Origin of the sequence: Pseudomonas sp. 43NM1 (assembly GCF_002836905.1) — a bacterium.
Taxonomy (GTDB): domain Bacteria; phylum Pseudomonadota; class Gammaproteobacteria; order Pseudomonadales; family Pseudomonadaceae; genus Aquipseudomonas; species Aquipseudomonas prosekii.
This window is the reverse complement of sequence record NZ_MKGS01000114.1, coordinates 1-16,991: the sequence shown is the minus strand read 5'-3', so window position 1 is coordinate 16,991 and position 16,991 is coordinate 1. Positions and strand designations below refer to the sequence as shown.

17 protein-coding genes and 1 pseudogene are annotated in these 16,991 nt (G+C 54.4%); 11 read left to right on the top strand and 7 right to left on the bottom strand.

Features of this window, described 5'->3' with window-relative positions:
- Positions 1-169 precede the first annotated feature (169 nt).
- Complete coding sequence (locus BI292_RS10990) at positions 170-682, top strand: DoxX family protein (protein WP_092280512.1); 513 nt, start codon at positions 170-172, stop codon at positions 680-682.
- Between the two features lie 92 nt (positions 683-774).
- On the top strand, positions 775-1,473 hold the full coding sequence (locus tag BI292_RS10985) for a dienelactone hydrolase family protein (protein WP_092280510.1): 699 nt from the start codon (positions 775-777) through the stop codon (positions 1,471-1,473).
- A 424-nt stretch (positions 1,474-1,897) separates the two neighbouring features.
- Here BI292_RS10985 and BI292_RS10980 read toward each other — a convergent pair whose 3' ends face one another.
- Entirely contained in the window at positions 1,898-2,539 is a 642-nt protein-coding gene (locus tag BI292_RS10980; RefSeq protein WP_101207895.1) for a cell wall hydrolase, read from the bottom strand.
- A 152-nt stretch (positions 2,540-2,691) separates the two neighbouring features.
- Between BI292_RS10980 and BI292_RS10975 the strand changes: the two genes are divergently transcribed.
- Positions 2,692-3,543, top strand: coding sequence for a CAP domain-containing protein (locus tag BI292_RS10975; protein ID WP_101207894.1), 852 nt, complete (start codon positions 2,692-2,694; stop codon positions 3,541-3,543).
- Positions 3,544-3,844: 301 nt separating this feature from the next.
- On the opposite strand, the gene BI292_RS10970 is transcribed toward BI292_RS10975, so the two are convergent.
- Positions 3,845-4,630, bottom strand: a complete 786-nt coding sequence (locus BI292_RS10970) for a DeoR/GlpR family DNA-binding transcription regulator (RefSeq protein WP_101207893.1) — start codon at positions 4,628-4,630, stop codon at positions 3,845-3,847.
- Between the two features lie 146 nt (positions 4,631-4,776).
- On the opposite strand from BI292_RS10970, the gene BI292_RS10965 reads away from it, so the two are divergent.
- Positions 4,777-5,670 carry a serine hydrolase gene (locus tag BI292_RS10965; protein WP_101207892.1) on the top strand — a complete coding sequence of 298 codons (894 nt, stop codon included), beginning with the start codon at positions 4,777-4,779 and terminating at the stop codon, positions 5,668-5,670.
- Between the two features lie 8 nt (positions 5,671-5,678).
- On the opposite strand, the pseudogene BI292_RS10960 reads toward BI292_RS10965, so the two are convergent.
- Positions 5,679-6,050, bottom strand: a pseudogene (locus tag BI292_RS10960) (ATPase); the annotation flags it as partial.
- 271 nt (positions 6,051-6,321) lie between these two features.
- Positions 6,322-6,996 carry an ATPase gene (locus BI292_RS10955; protein WP_101207891.1) on the bottom strand — a complete coding sequence of 225 codons (675 nt, stop codon included), beginning with the start codon at positions 6,994-6,996 and terminating at the stop codon, positions 6,322-6,324.
- A 1,057-nt stretch (positions 6,997-8,053) separates the two neighbouring features.
- On the opposite strand from BI292_RS10955, the gene BI292_RS10950 reads away from it, so the two are divergent.
- Together BI292_RS10950 and BI292_RS29155 are read left to right on the top strand one after the other, a co-directional pair.
- Complete coding sequence (locus tag BI292_RS10950; RefSeq protein WP_101207890.1) at positions 8,054-8,428, top strand: hypothetical protein; 375 nt, start codon at positions 8,054-8,056, stop codon at positions 8,426-8,428.
- A gap of 63 nt (positions 8,429-8,491) precedes the next feature.
- Positions 8,492-8,698 carry a hypothetical protein gene (locus tag BI292_RS29155; protein ID WP_101207889.1) on the top strand — a complete coding sequence of 69 codons (207 nt, stop codon included), beginning with the start codon at positions 8,492-8,494 and terminating at the stop codon, positions 8,696-8,698.
- 628 nt (positions 8,699-9,326) lie between these two features.
- Here the strand turns inward: BI292_RS29155 and BI292_RS10935 are convergent.
- Positions 9,327-10,064: a hypothetical protein gene (locus BI292_RS10935; RefSeq protein WP_101207888.1), complete on the bottom strand. Its 738-nt coding sequence runs from the start codon at positions 10,062-10,064 to the stop codon at positions 9,327-9,329.
- 231 nt (positions 10,065-10,295) lie between these two features.
- Positions 10,296-11,123, bottom strand: a complete 828-nt coding sequence (locus BI292_RS10930) for a pentapeptide repeat-containing protein (RefSeq protein ID WP_256592649.1) — start codon at positions 11,121-11,123, stop codon at positions 10,296-10,298.
- Positions 11,124-11,357: 234 nt separating this feature from the next.
- Between BI292_RS10930 and BI292_RS29145 the strand changes: the two genes are divergently transcribed.
- From BI292_RS29145 to BI292_RS10905, 5 genes are all read left to right on the top strand, one after another.
- Positions 11,358-11,675 (top strand): 3'-5' exonuclease, encoded by a 318-nt coding sequence (locus BI292_RS29145; protein ID WP_256592648.1) that lies wholly within the window; start codon positions 11,358-11,360, stop codon positions 11,673-11,675.
- Between the two features lie 500 nt (positions 11,676-12,175).
- Entirely contained in the window at positions 12,176-13,378 is a 1,203-nt protein-coding gene (locus BI292_RS10920) for an ABC-three component system protein (RefSeq protein WP_101207886.1), read from the top strand.
- Positions 13,375-13,863, top strand: coding sequence for a three component ABC system middle component (locus BI292_RS10915; protein WP_101207885.1), 489 nt, complete (start codon positions 13,375-13,377; stop codon positions 13,861-13,863). The genes BI292_RS10920 and BI292_RS10915 overlap by 4 nt, the downstream gene beginning before the upstream one ends.
- The gene (locus BI292_RS10910) at positions 13,860-15,809 is read left to right on the top strand and encodes a DUF3732 domain-containing protein (RefSeq protein WP_101207884.1); all 1,950 of its coding nucleotides are present in this window, start codon (positions 13,860-13,862) and stop codon (positions 15,807-15,809) included. Before BI292_RS10915 ends, BI292_RS10910 begins: the two co-directional genes overlap by 4 nt.
- Positions 15,810-15,871: 62 nt before the next feature.
- Positions 15,872-16,474: a 3'-5' exonuclease gene (locus BI292_RS10905; RefSeq protein WP_101207883.1), complete on the top strand. Its 603-nt coding sequence runs from the start codon at positions 15,872-15,874 to the stop codon at positions 16,472-16,474.
- Between the two features lie 73 nt (positions 16,475-16,547).
- On the opposite strand, the gene BI292_RS10900 is transcribed toward BI292_RS10905, so the two are convergent.
- Positions 16,548-16,991, bottom strand: a 444-nt coding sequence (locus BI292_RS10900; protein ID WP_157831249.1) for an IS3 family transposase, incomplete at its 5' end; no start/stop codon positions are given.

Sequence of the window (16,991 nt, the reverse complement as noted above, 5' to 3'; positions counted from 1 at the left end):
CTCCCACATGGGCTTATCGGGTGGGCTTGTATTGCAATGTGTACAGCCGCGTTTTCGATACACCTCCAGCCTGAAACCTCGCCGCAATGACACATCGCAGATACAGCCGCTTGATCAAATGTGCTGGTCGATTCATCAAAAAATCCAAGCATCGAACGGAGATCCAGCCATGAACACCGCAATTTCCTCTGCCGTCAAAGGCCTGCACCTGAACCTCGACCGCGCCGGCAGCTGGGTCGCGCCGCTGACGCTGCGGGTGTTTCTGGCCTGGGAGTTTTTTGAATCAGGCCTGGAAAAATGGAACGGCCAGAACTGGTTCGCGGATATTCAGGATGCTTTTCCATTCCCGTTCAACCAATTGCCGGCCACGCTGAACTGGGAATTGTCGATGTGGGCCGAGCTGATTTGCGCTCTCGCCTTGCTCGTCGGCCTCGGCACACGGCTGTCGGCGATCAGTCTGATGGTGGTGACGGTGGTGGCGACGGCGGCTGTTCATTGGCCGGCCGATTGGTCTACATTGAGTGAACTTGCCCAAGGCTATGCCATCAGTAACAAAGGACATGGCAACTTCAAACTGCCGTTGATTTACCTTGCCGCCCTGATGCCGCTGTTGCTCTGCGGCGCTGGCAAGCTCAGTCTGGATGCCTTGCTGGCGCGGCTGTTCTGGCGTCGCAGCAACTGACATACCTTCGCGATAAGCTGCGCTTCCCCACAGGTGCACCCACACTTTCAGCCACATTTGCACTCACATTTGCAAGACAACAGGAGCCACCCATGAGCGTGACCACCCAATGGATCGAGATCGACAGCCCCGAAGGTAAATTCGGTGCTTACCTGGCGATACCGCATACCCAGAAAGGTCCGGGGATTGTGTTGATCCAGGAGATTTTCGGCGTCAACGAACACATCCGCTCGGTCGTCGAGCAATACGCTGCCGACGGTTATCTGGTGATCGCGCCGGATCTGTTCTGGCGCAGCGGTCCGCGCATCGAGCTGAGCTATGACGAAGCGGGCTGGAAAAAAGCCGTCGAGCTGATGAACGCCACCGATGTCGGCAAAGCGCAGGACGACATCAAACTGACCATCGAAGCGCTGAAAGCCCAGCCGGGCCTGGACGGCGGCATTGCGTCGATCGGTTATTGCTTCGGCGGCATGCTCTCCTACAACACTGCCGCCAATGGTTTGGTGGATGTGGCGGTCTCCTACTATGGCGGCGGCATTCAGAACCAACTCGACCGCGCCGACCAGATCGACGTGCCGTTTCTGATGCACTTCGGTGAAGCCGACAGCCACATTCCGCTGGAAGCCGTCGAGCAAATCGCCGAGCGTTTCGACAGCAACGACAACGTTGAAATTGTCGTGTACCCGGAAGCCGAGCACGGCTTCAACTGCTCGCACCGCGACAGCTACAACCAACGCGCAGCGGCTGAAGCGCATGGCAATACGCTGATTTTCCTCGGTCAGGAACTGTAAGCGCGAACACCTGTGGGAATGGGCCTGTTTGCGAAAGCGGTGTTTCGGCCGACAGTGATGTTGGATCTGGAGGCCCCATCGCGAGCAGGCTCACTCCTACATTTTTGATCTGTGCTGATCTTGGGATTTTTGTTTATTTCGGTGAACGGCGCGGTTGGGGGTTTGTCTGCTATGAACACAAACTGTGCGGCTGACAGAGATTCCCTGTAGGAGTGAGCCTGCTCGCGAACGCGATCTCCCAGTCAACGCACATTTCCCTCTAACCCAAACATCATTTGTCTCGATCATTCAAATCACAAAAGCGAATTTTTCATTCGCCGCTGATCTGTTCACGATGGCGACACTTTTTACAGACCGGACTTACCCCTGATGAACTTCAATCTGGCCATCGCCTGCATGATCGTGGTGTCTTTCGCGATTGCCCTCAGTCACGCCTGAAACACTTTTTCGCTGAACCGCCACGCGGTTTGTAAAACATGAACCGGCCGATTCGCGCGGTGCGCACGTATTCCTGTGTCCAGTCCGGTTTCACCGAACGGTCATGGAAATACATCGCGCCGTGGGTTCGATCCGGCAGTTGTTTGTTGAGCGCCTTGCGCGCGATTTCCTTGGCCAGGGCATAAGGCCGGTCTTCCTGCACGCTGTCTGCACGGCCGTCGCACCACCACGAAAACTGGCAGGCGTGACGTTCCGAGCCTTGTTTGACGATCCCGCAGACCGTGTCCGGAAAGCCCGGATGACCGAGGCGATTCATCACTACATTGGCCACGGCTTCCATGTCGGCGCTGTCCTTGCCCTTCGCTTCCCAATAAATACTGCGCGCCAGGCACGTGATGGTTTCGTCCAGCGGCGCAGTGCCAGCCGGGTCGACGGCCTGAACTTCGGATTGGGTGATGGTCTCGGCTTTCTTCGGCGCCGGGGCGGCAGCGCCCTTGTCGGCGGCTTTTTGTTCCAGAACCTGGGCCTTGTCCACGGCCACTTCCTTTTTTTGCTCCTGATCGTCAGCGAACACCTGGCCGGCAAAAAAGCTCAGGGCGAGGCAAGTGGCTATCCAGGGGAAACGCATGATGGGCGGGCTCTTGAGGCGTCGGCAGGCGACTTGGCTACAGTGTAGACGGCAAATTGTTCAAAAAGATCGACCACTAACCGCAAAAACCCAGTGCCCTTCCCGCGACGAAATCGAGCATCATGGGCGCAGTCCGTTCAAGGGGGATTTTCATGCGCGTTTTATCATTTGCTGTGGGTGTTGCGGCGTTGTCGTCGGGGCTGACGTTTGCTGGCGCGGCGTTCGCCACCGAAGAAACGCAACTGGTGCAGTCGATCAACGCCTATCGCAGCCAGGTGCAGCGTTGCGGCGGGCAAGCCTCGCCGGAGTTGCCACCACTGGCGTCAGACCCGCGCCTGGTGTTGTCGGCGACACACAACATCGACTTGCAACAAGCGATGTCGCAAGCCAAATACCCGATGGTCAATGTGCAGGCGATTACCCTTTCCGGGCCTCGTGATGCGCAATCAGCGATGCAAGCGGTGCAGGAAAGCTTTTGCCAGGTGGTGCTGAATCCGCAATACATCGACGTCGGGGTCAGCCGCGAGGGCCGCGAATGGCGGATTGTGCTCGCGCGTCCGTTATTGAGCGCACGTCTGGGCGATGCGGCGGCCGAGGGGCAAAAGTTGCTGGAATTGCTCAATGCGGCGCGCGCGCAACCGCGTCAGTGCGGCGGCCAGGCGTTCGCCGCAACCACGCCGCTGGCCTGGAACGCAATACTCGGCGCCGCCGCCGAAGCGCACAGTCGGGACATGGCCAACAACAATTACTTCGACCACAAGGACCGCAACGGCGGCACCCCGGGTGACCGCGCGGAACTGGCCGGTTACAGCTACCAGCAAATCGGCGAAAACATCGCCGCCGGCCAAGACACCATTCGCAAAGTAGTGGACGGCTGGATCGGCAGTCCGGGGCATTGCGCCAACCTGATGAACCCGCAGTTCCAGGAACTGGGCGCGGCGTACGCGGTAGACCCCAAGAGCGACAGCGGGATTTATTGGACCGCAATGTTCGGCGCGCAATGATTGGGCTTCGTGGGAGCGATGCTTGCTCGCGATAGCGGTGTGTCAGCCGCCATCAAATCAACCTGACCCACCGCTTTCGCGAGCAAGCTCAGCTCCTACAGGGTTCGGGTGATCCCGGAATTTGTGACAAACGCCGTCCCCTGTAGGAGCGAGCCTGCTCGCGATAGCGGTGTGTCAGCCACCATCAAATCAACCTGACCCACCGCTTTCGCGAGCAAGCTCAGCTCCTACAGGGTTTGGGTGATGGCCGGAATTTGTGGCCAACTCTTTCCCCCGTGGGGGGCGGTGATTGGGTTGGGCGTTAATCTGCAGCGCTCATCTGCACCACTTCGATCCCGAGTTTGCGGTAGTCCTCGATGTTGCCGGAGGCCACGGTGTGCTCGGTGATCAGCGTGTGGATACGCGCGCACGGCGCCACCACGAACGGCTCGACCGCGCCGAGTTTGTCCGCCGTGGTCACCGCTACCACGTGCGCGGCGCTGTCGAGCATTGCCAGTTTCACCGGCACTTCATCGAAGTGCAGAGAGCTGATGCCGACCTCGGGATGAATCGCGCAAACCCCGGTAAACAGCAGGTCAGCCTTGATCCCCTGCAACAACCGCATAGTCTCGTGCCCACTCACTGCCAGTGTCGATGGATTGATCTGGCCGCCGGCCAGAATCACCTTTATGCCCGGATACTCCGCGAGGGTAATCGCGATCATCGGCGAGGCCGTGACCGCTGTTATCGCAATGTTCGAGGGCAACGAACGCGCGATCTGCAACGTCGTCGAGCCAGAGTCGAACATCACAATCTGGCCATTCTTCACGTACCCCGCAGCCAGTTGCGCCAGGCGGGCTTTCACCTCATCGGTTTCGCTGACACGGGTGAAAAAGTCCTTGCCGGTGTCTTTCGGTCGCGGCAACGCCCCGCCGTGCACGCGCTGCACCAGCCCGGCGCTGTCCAGCTCCGCGAGATCGCGGCGGATGGTGTCTTCGGAAACGGCGAAATGCTGACTCAGCTCGGAAGCCATAACTTTGCCGTCTCGCTCAAGAATCAGCAGGATTTTCTGCCGGCGCAGAGAAGGAAGCTCGATTGCCGCGTGCATGGTTGTGCCTTTTTATGCGGGTTAGTGCGGGTTTTGCAACGTAGGGCGAGATTAGCCAAAGTCCGCAACGAACACAAACAGCAAAGACTTTCTGGCAGACTTGCGGCTCACGCAAACGCGCAGCCCTGCCCCTCGAGCCACACACCATGCTTTTTTCCCTGGTTTCAAACGGTTCACCAAGCGCTGGCGAACAGCCCGACGTCGTCGTGCCGTGGTGGAGTTTTACCAAAACCCTGCTCGCCGCTGCGGCGCTGACGTTGGTGCGCGACGGCGTGATCGATCTCGACGAGGTGCTGCCGGAAGGTCCGTTCACTTTGCGCCAGTTGCTCCGGCATGAGGCCGGTCTGGCGGACTACGGCGAGCTGGCCGATTACCACGCGGCCGTGGCGCGAAATGACGCCCCGTGGTCGGCCGATGAAATGCTCCAACGCCTTGATGCCGGCCGGCTGCGCTATGGCCCGGGAACCGGCTGGGGCTATTCAAACGTTGGCTATTTGTATGTGTCGAGGCTAATCACGCGTTTGTGCGATCTATCGCTGGAACAGGCATTGATCCAGCGAGTTTTCGCACCGCTCGGCTTATCAAACGTGAGCCTGGCGACGACCCCGGAAGCGTTGAAGAACGTGCGCATGGGCAGCGCTGCTGCGTACCACCCAGGCTGGGTTTATCACGGTTTGCTGGTCGGTTCGTTGAAGGATGCAGCCTTGTGCCTGGAACGCCTGATGACAGGTGGACTGCTCGGTCCGTCCCTGCGCAACCAAATGCAAACCGCCTACCCGCTCGGCGGGCCAATCGCCGGTCGACCATGGATAGCGCCAGGCTACGGCCTCGGGTTGATGCAAGGGCCGGTGCGCGGCGGGCGCGTTTTAAGCGGACATACCGGCAGCGGACCGGGCAGCGTGGTGGCGGTTCATCACTGCGCCGAACATGAAAACACCGCGACCTGCGCGGTGTTTCTCGAGGACGCTGACCAAGGCATCGTTGAGGCACACGTCGTGAGCCATTTAGCCGCAGCCCTCGAAACCGCTGCGGGCCGATGAGCCAGTGTTCAGTTGCTCGCCACCCGCGCCACACTCCCCGCCGTCACTAACGCCTTGAGCGACGCATCGAACTGCTTCAACGCGTTCACTTGCAACTCGGTTTGCTGATCAATCTGCGCGGCGATCTCGGGTGCCGCTTTGCCGTGGACCCAGACTGACGGCATTTGCTGAGCGCGGGCGCCCTCAGCCTTGCCGATGTATTGCAGGTCGGCGTCGTAGAATTTGGCGAGGAAACGCGCTTCGACCTGATCATTGCGCTTGCTCACCAGCCGGCTGTAAGTGTCGAGCATCACCACCACGTCCGGGTGCGCTTGCACCAGTGCGTCGAGGTTGTCGTAGACGGTCACCGAGGCAAATTGTTTTTGCAGCGACCCCAACAAGCTCCTGCCCCCAACAAACATGCACAGTACGTGTTAAATCGTGACCTCAACCATCGTATTGCCGTGATGTGCATTATAGTTAATGCACATCACGAAAACAAGCTCTAGCACAGGCCTTCCAGCCCTTTCTGCTGAAAATCATCCTTTTCGGTTTCCTGCACGACTAGTAATTCAGGGCTACGCAATGTCTATATGGGACGACGTGCTTTTGTAAACACATTCGACGGCAGTACCATCCGATAGCACATCGCAATCCGTGGGCACCAAGCCATCAGTTGCTTGAAAGCTGATCCATTCGCCCTGATGAAACCAGCGCCTTCAGCGACACATCAAACTGCTTCAGCGCGTTGATTTGTAATTCGGTTTGTTGGTCGATCTGCGCGGCAATCTGCGGTGCGGCCTTGCCATGCACCCAGACCAAAGGCATCTGTTGTTCACGGGAGCCTTCGGCCTTGCCGATGTATTGCAGGTTCGAGTCATAGAACTTGGCCATGAAACGCGCTTCGACCTGGTTATTGCGCTTCGACACTAGGCGGCTGTAGGTGTCGAGCATCACCACCACGTCCGGGTGCGCTTGCACCACAGCATCAAGGTTGTCGTAAACGGTCACTGAGGAAAATTGTTTCTGGAGAGAATTCTTAAGCCAGTCAATTGCAAATTTCGGTTCAGAACTGTTGATAAACGCGCTGCTGATGCGGGAATCGAGCGCATCATTTTTAGCACCTTTCAACGCAACGGAATGGTACTGCTCAAGGTATTGAACGGTATTTATGGTGTTTTCGCTGTAAAGAACTCCCACCGATTGTGAATGCTGCAACAAGACAGCCGAGCTGTTATCCATCGGCAGAAAATGGCAAGCATCCCCTCCCGCGCCATAGGCGGGCGACATGGCTGCAGTACCACAGCTCAACACTGCGACAAGAGTCAGTAAAGTGGAAATTCTCATCGCATTTGCTCCTTCAGAAACTGCTTCGGTGTAACGCCAGTCTCCTCTTTTGCCAGCAAAACAAAACTTGCATTCCCTAATGTTAACTATCGACCGAACGAATGGTGGAAGGAACGACGGCATGAACTCATTGAGCCCATCCGGCACGTCTGATAGCATTTGCACGTTGGATCGGTCTTCCTGGATCGAGCGGTCGGCACGCATAGGTAACCCACAGGTCGCAGCACCCCTTCTTTTTGCATGCATTCGACATTAGTCACTGCGGGCAGCCGACACCGCCTGGACGATTGGAGAATGATTATGCGCGTTCCTATTTACCCTCAAGATCTTAATAGTGGTAGCGGTTTCGCGCGTCTTGCGAAATGCTTAAAGCGCGATTGGCCGGGAACCGAGCCTATCCGACTGTCAGAAGCGCAAAATCTACTTGCTAGATGCTTCGGATACTCCGACTACCATCAGATCATATCTTCAAACTCACCAAAAATCGTAGCTTACCCATCGATAGCAGACGTGGTAGCGCAGTGCATGGAGACGCTTTGTGGTGAACTGTTAGGTGGTGGTCGCGCTAAATTCTTCGACCTCGGGAAGCTACAAACGCAGGTTATCGATTGGCCATTCTTGCAATTGAGCGTCTACCGTAAGCAATACGGTCACTCTGATAATCGGGTTGTGGCTAAAGCAGTGATTGCCGAGCTAATTGAGGCATTCCTATCCACTCAGAAAGCTCATTCTGAGGTACAGCCAGATAAGCGAACCCACGAGCTCCGATTAAATAGACTCGATGCGATGTTGGGACACCTCTCGGTGAATTCTTGCGCGGCATATGTATCTCCCCCCATGGGTGTCTGCACCCATCAATCACCATACGACGCCAATCAGCCTTCATCGGGTGGGATGTCATGCCTCTCGTGTGGGCCCTCCATTTTCCAACACAAACTTTAATCCTAGCCCAACCTTAAGTGCCCTTGATTGCCTCGAACGGAGAGGCCAATCAAGCGGGCAGGCTTCTGCACGGCGCAGGGCTCGCGTCGCCATACCGACAACTGGAGAATTGCTAATGCGCATCTCGATTTATCCCGAAGACCTTATCCCTCAGAAAGGCTTCAAACGAATCGCCAAAGTCCTCCACCGCGACTGGCCCGGGCCTGATCCTGTCAACCTTTCAGCGGCGCGCGAAATGCTCGCTCGATGCTTTGGTTACAAGAACTATCACGATGTCTCGCGTTCTGCCTATGAGGGGCCTGAGAACGCCCCGCCCCCAGAGATTGCGGATCTTCGCGCGGCAATCCTGATAACTCTTGCGAACAAGCTTCACACAGAGTCTTTGAGTAATTCTGTAGATTTGGAGAAGTTGACAGCATTCGTTGAAAGCTTGCCCCTGAATGTCCTGCAAACTTACCGCTTGTCTCGGGCAGATCGCCCTGAGCGTTAGTCGTTGCCTACAGCCGCATCGGTTGAGTGGGCCGTAAGCTCACCCCTCATTACCGAACGCTCAATGGACGGAGTTCCATTGAGCGTCAACGACGATGAGGCATTGCAGAAACTGGAGTGGAATATTGGCGACTCGCTGTATTTGATAGAGGAGTGTGTCGGCAACACTCGTTGCCTAGTCCTATCAACAAAGCCGCAAACCGCGGATCGAATAGACGAGCTCACTGAAGCCTGGAGTAGCGGACAACCAGGCAACGCCGAGATGAAATAAAGCAGTCACTCGACGAGCCGGGCCTCAGGCCCGAAGACGCGATAGCAACATCCCACCTCAGAAGCTGCCTTTGAACGAAGCTCGAGACAAACCTTAGCAAGCGTCTTCTTGGGAAACGCTATCGACGAGCATTTACTCCTTCAGCGCAAAAACTGGCTTCATGTCATCAATGCTCACGATGGCCTTCGGCTTGCGAATTCATGCCCTTCAGTCGCTCAACGGAATACGTTGCAACCACGATGGCGAACTGGCCATTCTTCAGGTCGACGAATTCGATTTCATCTCCTGGTCGTAGGCCAAGAATAGCCCGCACCTGGTAGGGATGGTGATTTGGCCTTTAGCATCATGATGCGAAGCTCCATACAATCATGGAGCGAGATCTACCATGGCCTCATGCCCGTAGAAATCGATGGCTGGCAGCTCAGAGTCTTCAATGACTGTGACGCCCTGGGCTACTGCTAATACGGCGGATCGCCGATCGCAGATTCGGGGCACTCGAACTTGGACAGCGTGCCGGAAACGATTCCGGCGATCTGTTTAGAGCTTGAAAACGTAAGTATCACGAGCATTTGTTCGTATCGTGGCGGGCCAGATGTGAAGTGGCTCGCCCGATACAGGTGAGACGTTATCAACCCTTAAGTGGATAACTTACATAGCTGCATATCAGCTGCGAGATGATGGGCTCTTGAACATACGAGACCATCGCACTCAACAGAGTCATACCAATCACTGTTGAAAGGATCGCACGAATCCAACCGAAGTCATGCACTGAACGCTGCATTTTGGCGATGGCAAAGCCGATGAACATTACATAACCGATCAGCACTATATCATCTGAAGTCTTGGCCATAGAGCTTTGTTGGATTGCCGACGTGACCGCCTCGTCATAGCTGAAGGCACTACAACTCTGCGCCATCGCTTTGAATCGTGCACCCAAAGCGGGCATTTCGAATAACTTTAGTACCACCAGCCAACCCGAGACGTAAAAGAAGGTGTTAACGCTGACCAACATCTCGCGGTCACTTCCGAGTAGCCGAGATCCTATCGCGAAGCAAACCCCGTAGAACGCAACGAGGAGCCAGTTCATCATTGTCATCACGCCCGCAAACTCAAGGTTTGGAGTAATGCCGGCAGACCGAGACGCTGGCAGCCCTAGAACCCCCAAGCCAATCGCCACGAAGATGCCGAAGAGCCAGGCATTCAAGCAAACTCCCTTGCGATCTCTCATGGTTGCGAAAAAGGATGAGTTCGACTGAATTAGCTCCCGCGCGTCCTGAGCGGATGCGCACAAAGCTGGCCAAATCTTCTCCAAGAAAAACCCTATTATTTTTTCCATCTTCTTATTCCCCTTAACTTCAATGGCCATTCACCCAATAGCTGATGATCCAATCCTTGCCCTCTCATCTCGAAAAAAGCCGGAATTGAAAAAAACAGGTACACGGATAGGGCATCACCTCAAAGTGATACTTAATGTTCGTTACTAGCGTTGGTATAATTCACTTGCAAAGCGTTCTTTAATCGCAACATTTCTTCGCCCGCCCACGCCCCCACAACTTCGTCTAGGTGTATGAGCGGGGTACTAAGTAGAGGCTGCGGTTCAGTCTTCGTCGTCTGGTAACCAAGGGACGACGCCCTGAGGGCCTACGTCCCAGTTGTGATAAAGGATTTCACCGCTCAAAAACGGCCCTGTGGCACCGTTGAATATGCAGCCATTGATATTCGCATTGCGCAGATCAGCGCCGTCGACTTTAGCCCCTTTAAAACAGGCTTCTCTCAGATAGGCCCCTCGAAGGTCAACGCCTCGCAAATCTGCATAGCTAAAATCGGTTTCCCATCCGTAAGCGCCAGGTTGAATCACTGGATCAGCAGTAATGCAGTAGAACTTTGCATCACTGAAGTTGCAGTGGCTTGCCTTTTGAACGTCCTGGAACCAGTCGTAGTGCACGAGGCTTCCGGGCGCCTGCAGATAGCTGAAATCAGGGACTTTCAAGCGCTTGAGGACACGACGAATTCTGCTAAATAGCAACGAGCTGAAATGAAATCCGCTGAAATCGACGCCCCGCTTATCTGCAGCAGATGCAAGTGGAACTTGGTCACGAAGACATTCAACAAGGGCATCGAATTGCAACAGGAATCGCGTCCTTCGGAATACGCCTTCATATGGTTTGCGCCAAAACCCTTGAGAAACACAGTGTTCCGCATACCGGGATATCATCTGATCTCTAGCAACAATTTTGGGGTATGGCAGACCATACTCTTTGGCAATGATACGCAGGCAGATATCACGGTTCACGGGGCCCGAAGTTATCAATTGAGCACTAATGGCTCTGTCGAGTGCAGAGCGACAGCCGCTGCGTAAATCACGATGCAAAACAGCTGCATCTGACTTAAAAGCAGCAAGCGAAGGAGTATCAGGGAATTTCATAGCCTAGCCTCTTACGATCAACGCTAAACCCTAGTGTCAGTTGACCATTAAAGGTGGCAATAAGAGATGTTGGAGCGACGTTGCAGAGGCTTCACCTAGCTAGGGCTGAACGCCAACGTCGATGGCGCAGATATATAGTGGGAAAAAAACCAGTCTTCGTCAAGGCCTGCAACCACGTGGATTTAGGATCCTGTCGATGTATCTTGGACAGATCAAAGTTAGGACATACTTGCCATGAGCATTGAAGCGAAGCGCCATCACCTCCAATCCATCCAGAACCTCCTCGCGCCATATCAGTACCTCTTTTGCGTAGACCTTGAGGCAACCTGGGATGAGGTTGGCGAGTCGGAATCACCAAGGCCGCTTGCAGTCGTTTCTGCTCAGATGGAAACGATTGAAATTGGCCTGGTGGTGATCGATATGGAAACACTTGAGATCGTTGATGAACTCCAGCGCTTCGTCCGGCCTCAAATCAATCCCACCCTCACCGACTTCTGCAAAAAGCTCACATCCATCCAACAAGCGGACGTCGACAGTGCAGGAACCTATTAGGATGTTGGCCAGGAGCTAGGAACCTTTATTGCGCGATGTCCAAACGCTGCTTGGGCGTCGTGAGGTGACTATGATGCAAGACAGCTTGAGCGTGACGCTGGCTTAGCTGGGTGCCCTTCCCTGCTTGAAGGCTTGCCCCTTTTCAATGCCAGGAAATGGCATGCCGGCTTATATGACGATCGACCTAAATCTCTTAAGCAAACGATAGAGTCGTTGGGCTTGGTTTGGCAGGGTACCTATCACCGAGGGACAGACGTGCGAGAAATGTCACTTCCATCGTGAAAGAGATTCTTGCCTGACTGCGTTAGCCGGGCCCAGGTGCCCGAAGAAGCGATGTCCCCATTAACAGCAAGTGATATCATCTTGATGCCATTTGCTACGCCAAGCCCCCTTACCAGTAAAGGGGGCTTCAAGGCACCGTATCGGACTGCATTTCGTACGAGCATTGAAGGGAAAAATCAAGCTAGCGTGTACATCGGAGGTATGCTGTGAGTAGCTCAATGGATCGCTTTTCCGCGAGCGAGCAGGGACTTGGCTATATTTACCAGCCTAGATTTGCCCTATTAAAAATGCTGGAAATGCCTGAAAGCACATCGGTACTGATCGAAAAAGAAGATGACTTGGACTTCATTGACGCAAACGGAGTAAAGACCCTCGCGTCACTGAAACACAAGGCCATAGGGGATCGAATTACTAACCTTTCGGTCGACTTTTGGAAGTCGGTTAACATCTGGATCCATCGGTATAATGACCAAGATAGGATCCAGTCCGATCTGAGATTCTTCTTGTTCAGCACGGCCACGATGTCATCCGACTCATTTCTGCGCCATTTCTTGCCGGACGCCTTGCAGGCTGACCTAGAGCCCAAGCTATGGGTGACGGCTGTTAAAGCGTTGGAAAGCAGTAAGTCTCAACTACTGCTACCTATCCAGAAAGCCCTGCAGGACTTTTCCGACTCAGAGAAAGAGGACTTCTTCGCGAGGATCACCATCTTTGATGAAAGCCCGAGGATCGTCGATATACCCCGGATTATCAAAAGTAAAATGAGAACCGTTCGCCGCGAGATCAGGGACGCTATTTACGAGCGACTTGAAGGGTGGTGGAACGATCTGATCGTCCGAATGCTATCAGGCCTGCAGGACGCTCCGATCTACAACCATGAGATATCCGACAAGCTTTCTTCGTATTGTGAAGAGTACGCCTCGGACAACCTGCCGATCACATTCAGGAATGTATCCCCGGCTGAAGAAGTCGATGTGGAGTCTGATTCCAGGATGTTCGTTCAGCAGATCCGAGCTCTGGGCATTAGCTCAATCCGAATCCGAAATGCCATCTTGGACTACTATCGCGCTTTCGAGCAGCGATCTGCATGGGCACGCGAGAATCTTCTCGTTTCGCAGGAAATTGAGCTCTACGAAGATCGCTTGGTTGACGAATGGGAGCGGTACCGCGAGGTAGTCTTCGAGGGATTGAGCGAGAACAGCGCAGACTCAGTCCTTACTGACGCCGGCAAGAACCTCTACAAGTGGGCCGAACTAGGCAGCGGCGGCATGGCCTCATTGCAGATCCGAGCCCGCGTTACCGAGCCGTATGTCCTGCGCGGGGGCTTTCATATTTTAGCCAATCACCGCCCTACCCCTAGGGTCTATTGGCATCCATCTTTCCTCGCCGGAGTTCAGCGAGTCGTGGGAGTTAACCCATGAAGCGTTGGGACTTGAGGCCATTTGAAACGAAGAACCTCTTCAATCCAGCCTTTTGCGCTCTGCTAATGATGCGTTCGCTTGAGGCTTTTGAGCTCGAAGACGCAAGGGGTATTCCCTTCTCGTTATCCCTATTGATACTACCGTTGTCACTTTACAAGGGCAGCCGGGACGTCCTCGCCCCTAGCAGTCGAAGCTACTTACTCAAGACCATAGAGGATAATCCCCAGCTTCTCATTGCGTTAGCTGAGCGGGTAACCGAGATGCTTCCGTTTACCTTTGAAGCATTCGGACTGGCCATGCAAATGGGCTGCTTTCAGGTCACGTCAGAAGGTCGACTAATCGGAACGCCCAAAACGACCAAAAAAGCGATCACTGGAACTGAGGAGTCGATTAGTTGCCAGCGAGTGGCCCGCCTTCTGGGCCGCGAATTTTCACGCATTGGCGACAGAGCGACGATATACACAGCATTCGGAATCAGACCATGAAGATCAGCTCCATCCATGTGTATAGCCACGACGGTCAGCGTCGAGATCTCAAATTCAAGGTCGACGGACTAAACGTCATTACGGGGAGATCCTCAACCGGTAAATCCGCACTTTCGGACATCATCGAATATTGCATGGGGCGATCCACGTTCAACGTCCCAGAAGGGATCATTCGTGACAAGGTGTCTTGGTTTGCAGTGATCTACCAGCTGCCTGGTGTCCAGGTGATGATTGCAAAGCCCACCCCCCCGACGGGAGGTGTGAGCTGTAGCACCGCGATGGTGAGATATGGTGACCAGGTAGTTGCGCTGCCCTTCGACGAGCTAGCAGTTAACGCCGATGACGATACCGTCACGTCCCTGCTCTCACGTTTAATCGGGATTCCGGAAAACCGTACCGACGTTGACGCTGAGCATAGCCGTGTAAGCTTTGACGCGAATATCAAGCATACGTACTACTACATGTTCCAAAAGCAGGGTTTGGTCGCAAACAAAGACCAGCTATTTTACCGACAGAACGAGCAGTTTCAGCCCCAGGCCATTCGAGACACCCTTCCAATTTTGCTAGGCGTGTCGACAAATGAACGGTTTGAGCACGAAGCAAAACTACGAATTGCAAAGCGAGACCTGAGGCTTCAGGCGAAACTGCTCTCGGAAGCACAGCAGACCCTGGACACTTTTCAACTCAAAGCCATCTCGCTGTACTCAGAGGCCAAGGCTGTTGGCATCATCAGTACCAATGCTACGCCTAGCGGTGAGAATGGATTGATTATGGCCCTGCGCGAGGCAGCTCAATGGATACCCCTAAAGCGAGTGGCTGACGACGGCGACAGGGTGACAAAATTAGAGGCTGAGCTCGCAAATCTGCGTAAGACGCGTCGGGAGATAAAGAGCCGGATCGATGCTGGTAAGCAGTTTGAGAAAAGAGCTGGCGGCTTTTCGAATGAAGCTAGCCAACATATCGATCGCTTGGCCTCAATCAAATCGCTTCCCAAAAACGTTGCTACCGGCGAGTGGCAATGGCCGTTCTGTGAAAGTAACCTGTCAATGGATACCCCGATTGCCGCATCTCTCCTGCAGGAACTAGCCTCGCTAGAACAGGAAATGACCGTCGTAGCTGGACAGCGGCCAAAGTTGCAGGCCTACCTGACTACGGAGGAGGAAAGTCATCAAAAAATCTCCGATCAGATCGCCGAGAAAGATGCCGAGTTGAGCGCTGCAATTGCTGCAAATGTCGCGCTCGCTTCAGCAGAAGCTCGTACCACCGCTGCCGCCGTTGTTGTCGGCAGAATCAGCTGGTTTTTAGAACAACTGATCCCTGATGCTGACTTGAGCAATCTTCGCGCTGAGCACCAGCGGCGCGAACTGCGTGTCAAGGATCTAGAGAGTGCGATTGGGTCGGATGACAGTGATGATCGCCTAATATCGATCTTGAATAATATATCCGCCCAGATGTCGCGATACATCACACGCTTTGGGGCGGAGTTTAGTGATTACCCTGCACGCTTCGATCTGAAGCAACTGACAGTGGTGTTCGACAAAACAGAACGTCCGGTGCCGATGACCAGGACGGGGGGCGGTGAAAACCATCTTGCTTACCATCTAAGTGCACTGCTCGCACTTCACTGGTTCGCGGCAAAGAGCAATCGCCCTCTTCCACGATTTCTGATGATCGACCAGCCAACGCAGGTCTATTTTCCCTCCGAAAAGGTTTATCAGGAGGCCGATGGCTCTGTACAGATGACCGAGGCAGATGCTGACATGGTGTCCGTGCGTAAGCTGTTTGAGCTACTTCTAAAATTTACCCAGGATGAGGTTCCTGGGTTTCAAATTATCATCACCGAGCACGCGAACCTCCGAGATCAGTGGTTCCAAGATGCACTGGTAGAAGATCCTTGGTCTAAACCTCCAGCTTTGGTACCAGAGGAGTGGCCGCTCAAAGCGTAAGCGCTCTAAGCCGCCCATACGCGATACGCGTTGCTTGTCGAACTTCTCAACGCGGCGATTTTATGACCCATCGAGCCGACTCTGGAAAGCGACTACAAGGTCTTCAGGTCAAAGCGCTTAGCTGTTCTGGTGTCGTTCGGTCATTTGGGCGGGTAAGCGATGCTGCCTATTCCGCCAGTGCCGGGGCAGATAAGTTGCCCTGGGTTATCGCTGCTAGGTTGGTGGTGATCGATTTGGAAACGCTTGAGATCGTCGATGAGTTCCAGCGTTTCGTTCGACCGCAGATCAATCCTGTCCTCACCGACTTCTGCATCAAGCTCACATCCATTCAGCTAGCGGATGTAGACAGTGCACGAACCTATGTGGAGGTTGGCCAGGAGCTAGGAGCGTTCGTTGCGCGATATCCAAACGCTGCTTGGGCGTCGTGGGGTGACTATGATGCAAGGCAGCTTGAGCGAGACGCAGAGTTCGCCGCCTGCCCTTCCCTACTCGAAGGCTTACCCCATTTCAATGCCAGGAAATGGCATGCAGGCTTGTATGACAATCTACCGAAACCACTTAAGCAAACGGTAGAGTCGTTGGGCTTGGTTTGGACGGGTACCTATCACCGAGGGATAGACGATGCCAGGAACGTCGCGTCCATCATTAAGGAGATGCTCGGCTGATTGTGTGAGCCGGGCCCTTTGGCCCGAAGGAGCGATCTCTCCATTTACTGCACACTGAATCGCCCCGGATTTTCTAGACACTCTCCAGGCTCGCTGCGTAACGCTTTTCAAACTCTACCGGTGACAGCTGATTGTTGAAACCATGACGTCGTTTTGGGTTGTAAAACATTTCGATGTAATCGAACACATCATCCCGAGCATCCTGGCGTGTAGTGTAGATTTTACGCTTGATCCGTTCCCGCTTTAGCAACTGGAAAAAGCTCTCCGCCACAGCGTTGTCGTGGCAGTTACCTCGACGACTCATGCTGGCTACCAGGTTGTTAGCTTTCAAGAAGCTTCGCCAGTCTGAGCTGCTGTACTGACTGCCTTGATCCGAGTGGATCATCACCTCTTGCTTCGGCTTGCGTCTCCAAACCGCCATCTGCAGTGCATCAATGGCTACGTCGCTGGTCATCTGCGACTTCATTGACCAACCAATGATCTGGCGTGAAAACAGATCGAGCACCACGGCCAAATA

Coding starts and splice junctions, on each gene's coding strand:
- BI292_RS29145 (WP_256592648.1), top strand. CDS start 11,358: ATGAGCATTGAAGCGAAGCGCCATCACCTCCAATCCATCCAGAACCTC.
- BI292_RS10990 (WP_092280512.1), top strand. CDS start 170: ATGAACACCGCAATTTCCTCTGCCGTCAAAGGCCTGCACCTGAACCTC.
- BI292_RS10905 (WP_101207883.1), top strand. CDS start 15,872: ATGACCCATCGAGCCGACTCTGGAAAGCGACTACAAGGTCTTCAGGTC.
- BI292_RS10910 (WP_101207884.1), top strand. CDS start 13,860: ATGAAGATCAGCTCCATCCATGTGTATAGCCACGACGGTCAGCGTCGA.
- BI292_RS10915 (WP_101207885.1), top strand. CDS start 13,375: ATGAAGCGTTGGGACTTGAGGCCATTTGAAACGAAGAACCTCTTCAAT.
- BI292_RS10920 (WP_101207886.1), top strand. CDS start 12,176: ATGGATCGCTTTTCCGCGAGCGAGCAGGGACTTGGCTATATTTACCAG.
- BI292_RS10975 (WP_101207894.1), top strand. CDS start 2,692: ATGCGCGTTTTATCATTTGCTGTGGGTGTTGCGGCGTTGTCGTCGGGG.
- BI292_RS10985 (WP_092280510.1), top strand. CDS start 775: ATGAGCGTGACCACCCAATGGATCGAGATCGACAGCCCCGAAGGTAAA.
- BI292_RS10935 (WP_101207888.1), bottom strand. CDS start 10,064: ATGGCCATTGAAGTTAAGGGGAATAAGAAGATGGAAAAAATAATAGGG.
- BI292_RS10930 (WP_256592649.1), bottom strand. CDS start 11,123: ATGAAATTCCCTGATACTCCTTCGCTTGCTGCTTTTAAGTCAGATGCA.
- BI292_RS10980 (WP_101207895.1), bottom strand. CDS start 2,539: ATGCGTTTCCCCTGGATAGCCACTTGCCTCGCCCTGAGCTTTTTTGCC.
- BI292_RS29155 (WP_101207889.1), top strand. CDS start 8,492: ATGGACGGAGTTCCATTGAGCGTCAACGACGATGAGGCATTGCAGAAA.
- BI292_RS10955 (WP_101207891.1), bottom strand. CDS start 6,996: ATGAGAATTTCCACTTTACTGACTCTTGTCGCAGTGTTGAGCTGTGGT.
- BI292_RS10950 (WP_101207890.1), top strand. CDS start 8,054: ATGCGCATCTCGATTTATCCCGAAGACCTTATCCCTCAGAAAGGCTTC.
- BI292_RS10965 (WP_101207892.1), top strand. CDS start 4,777: ATGCTTTTTTCCCTGGTTTCAAACGGTTCACCAAGCGCTGGCGAACAG.
- BI292_RS10970 (WP_101207893.1), bottom strand. CDS start 4,630: ATGCACGCGGCAATCGAGCTTCCTTCTCTGCGCCGGCAGAAAATCCTG.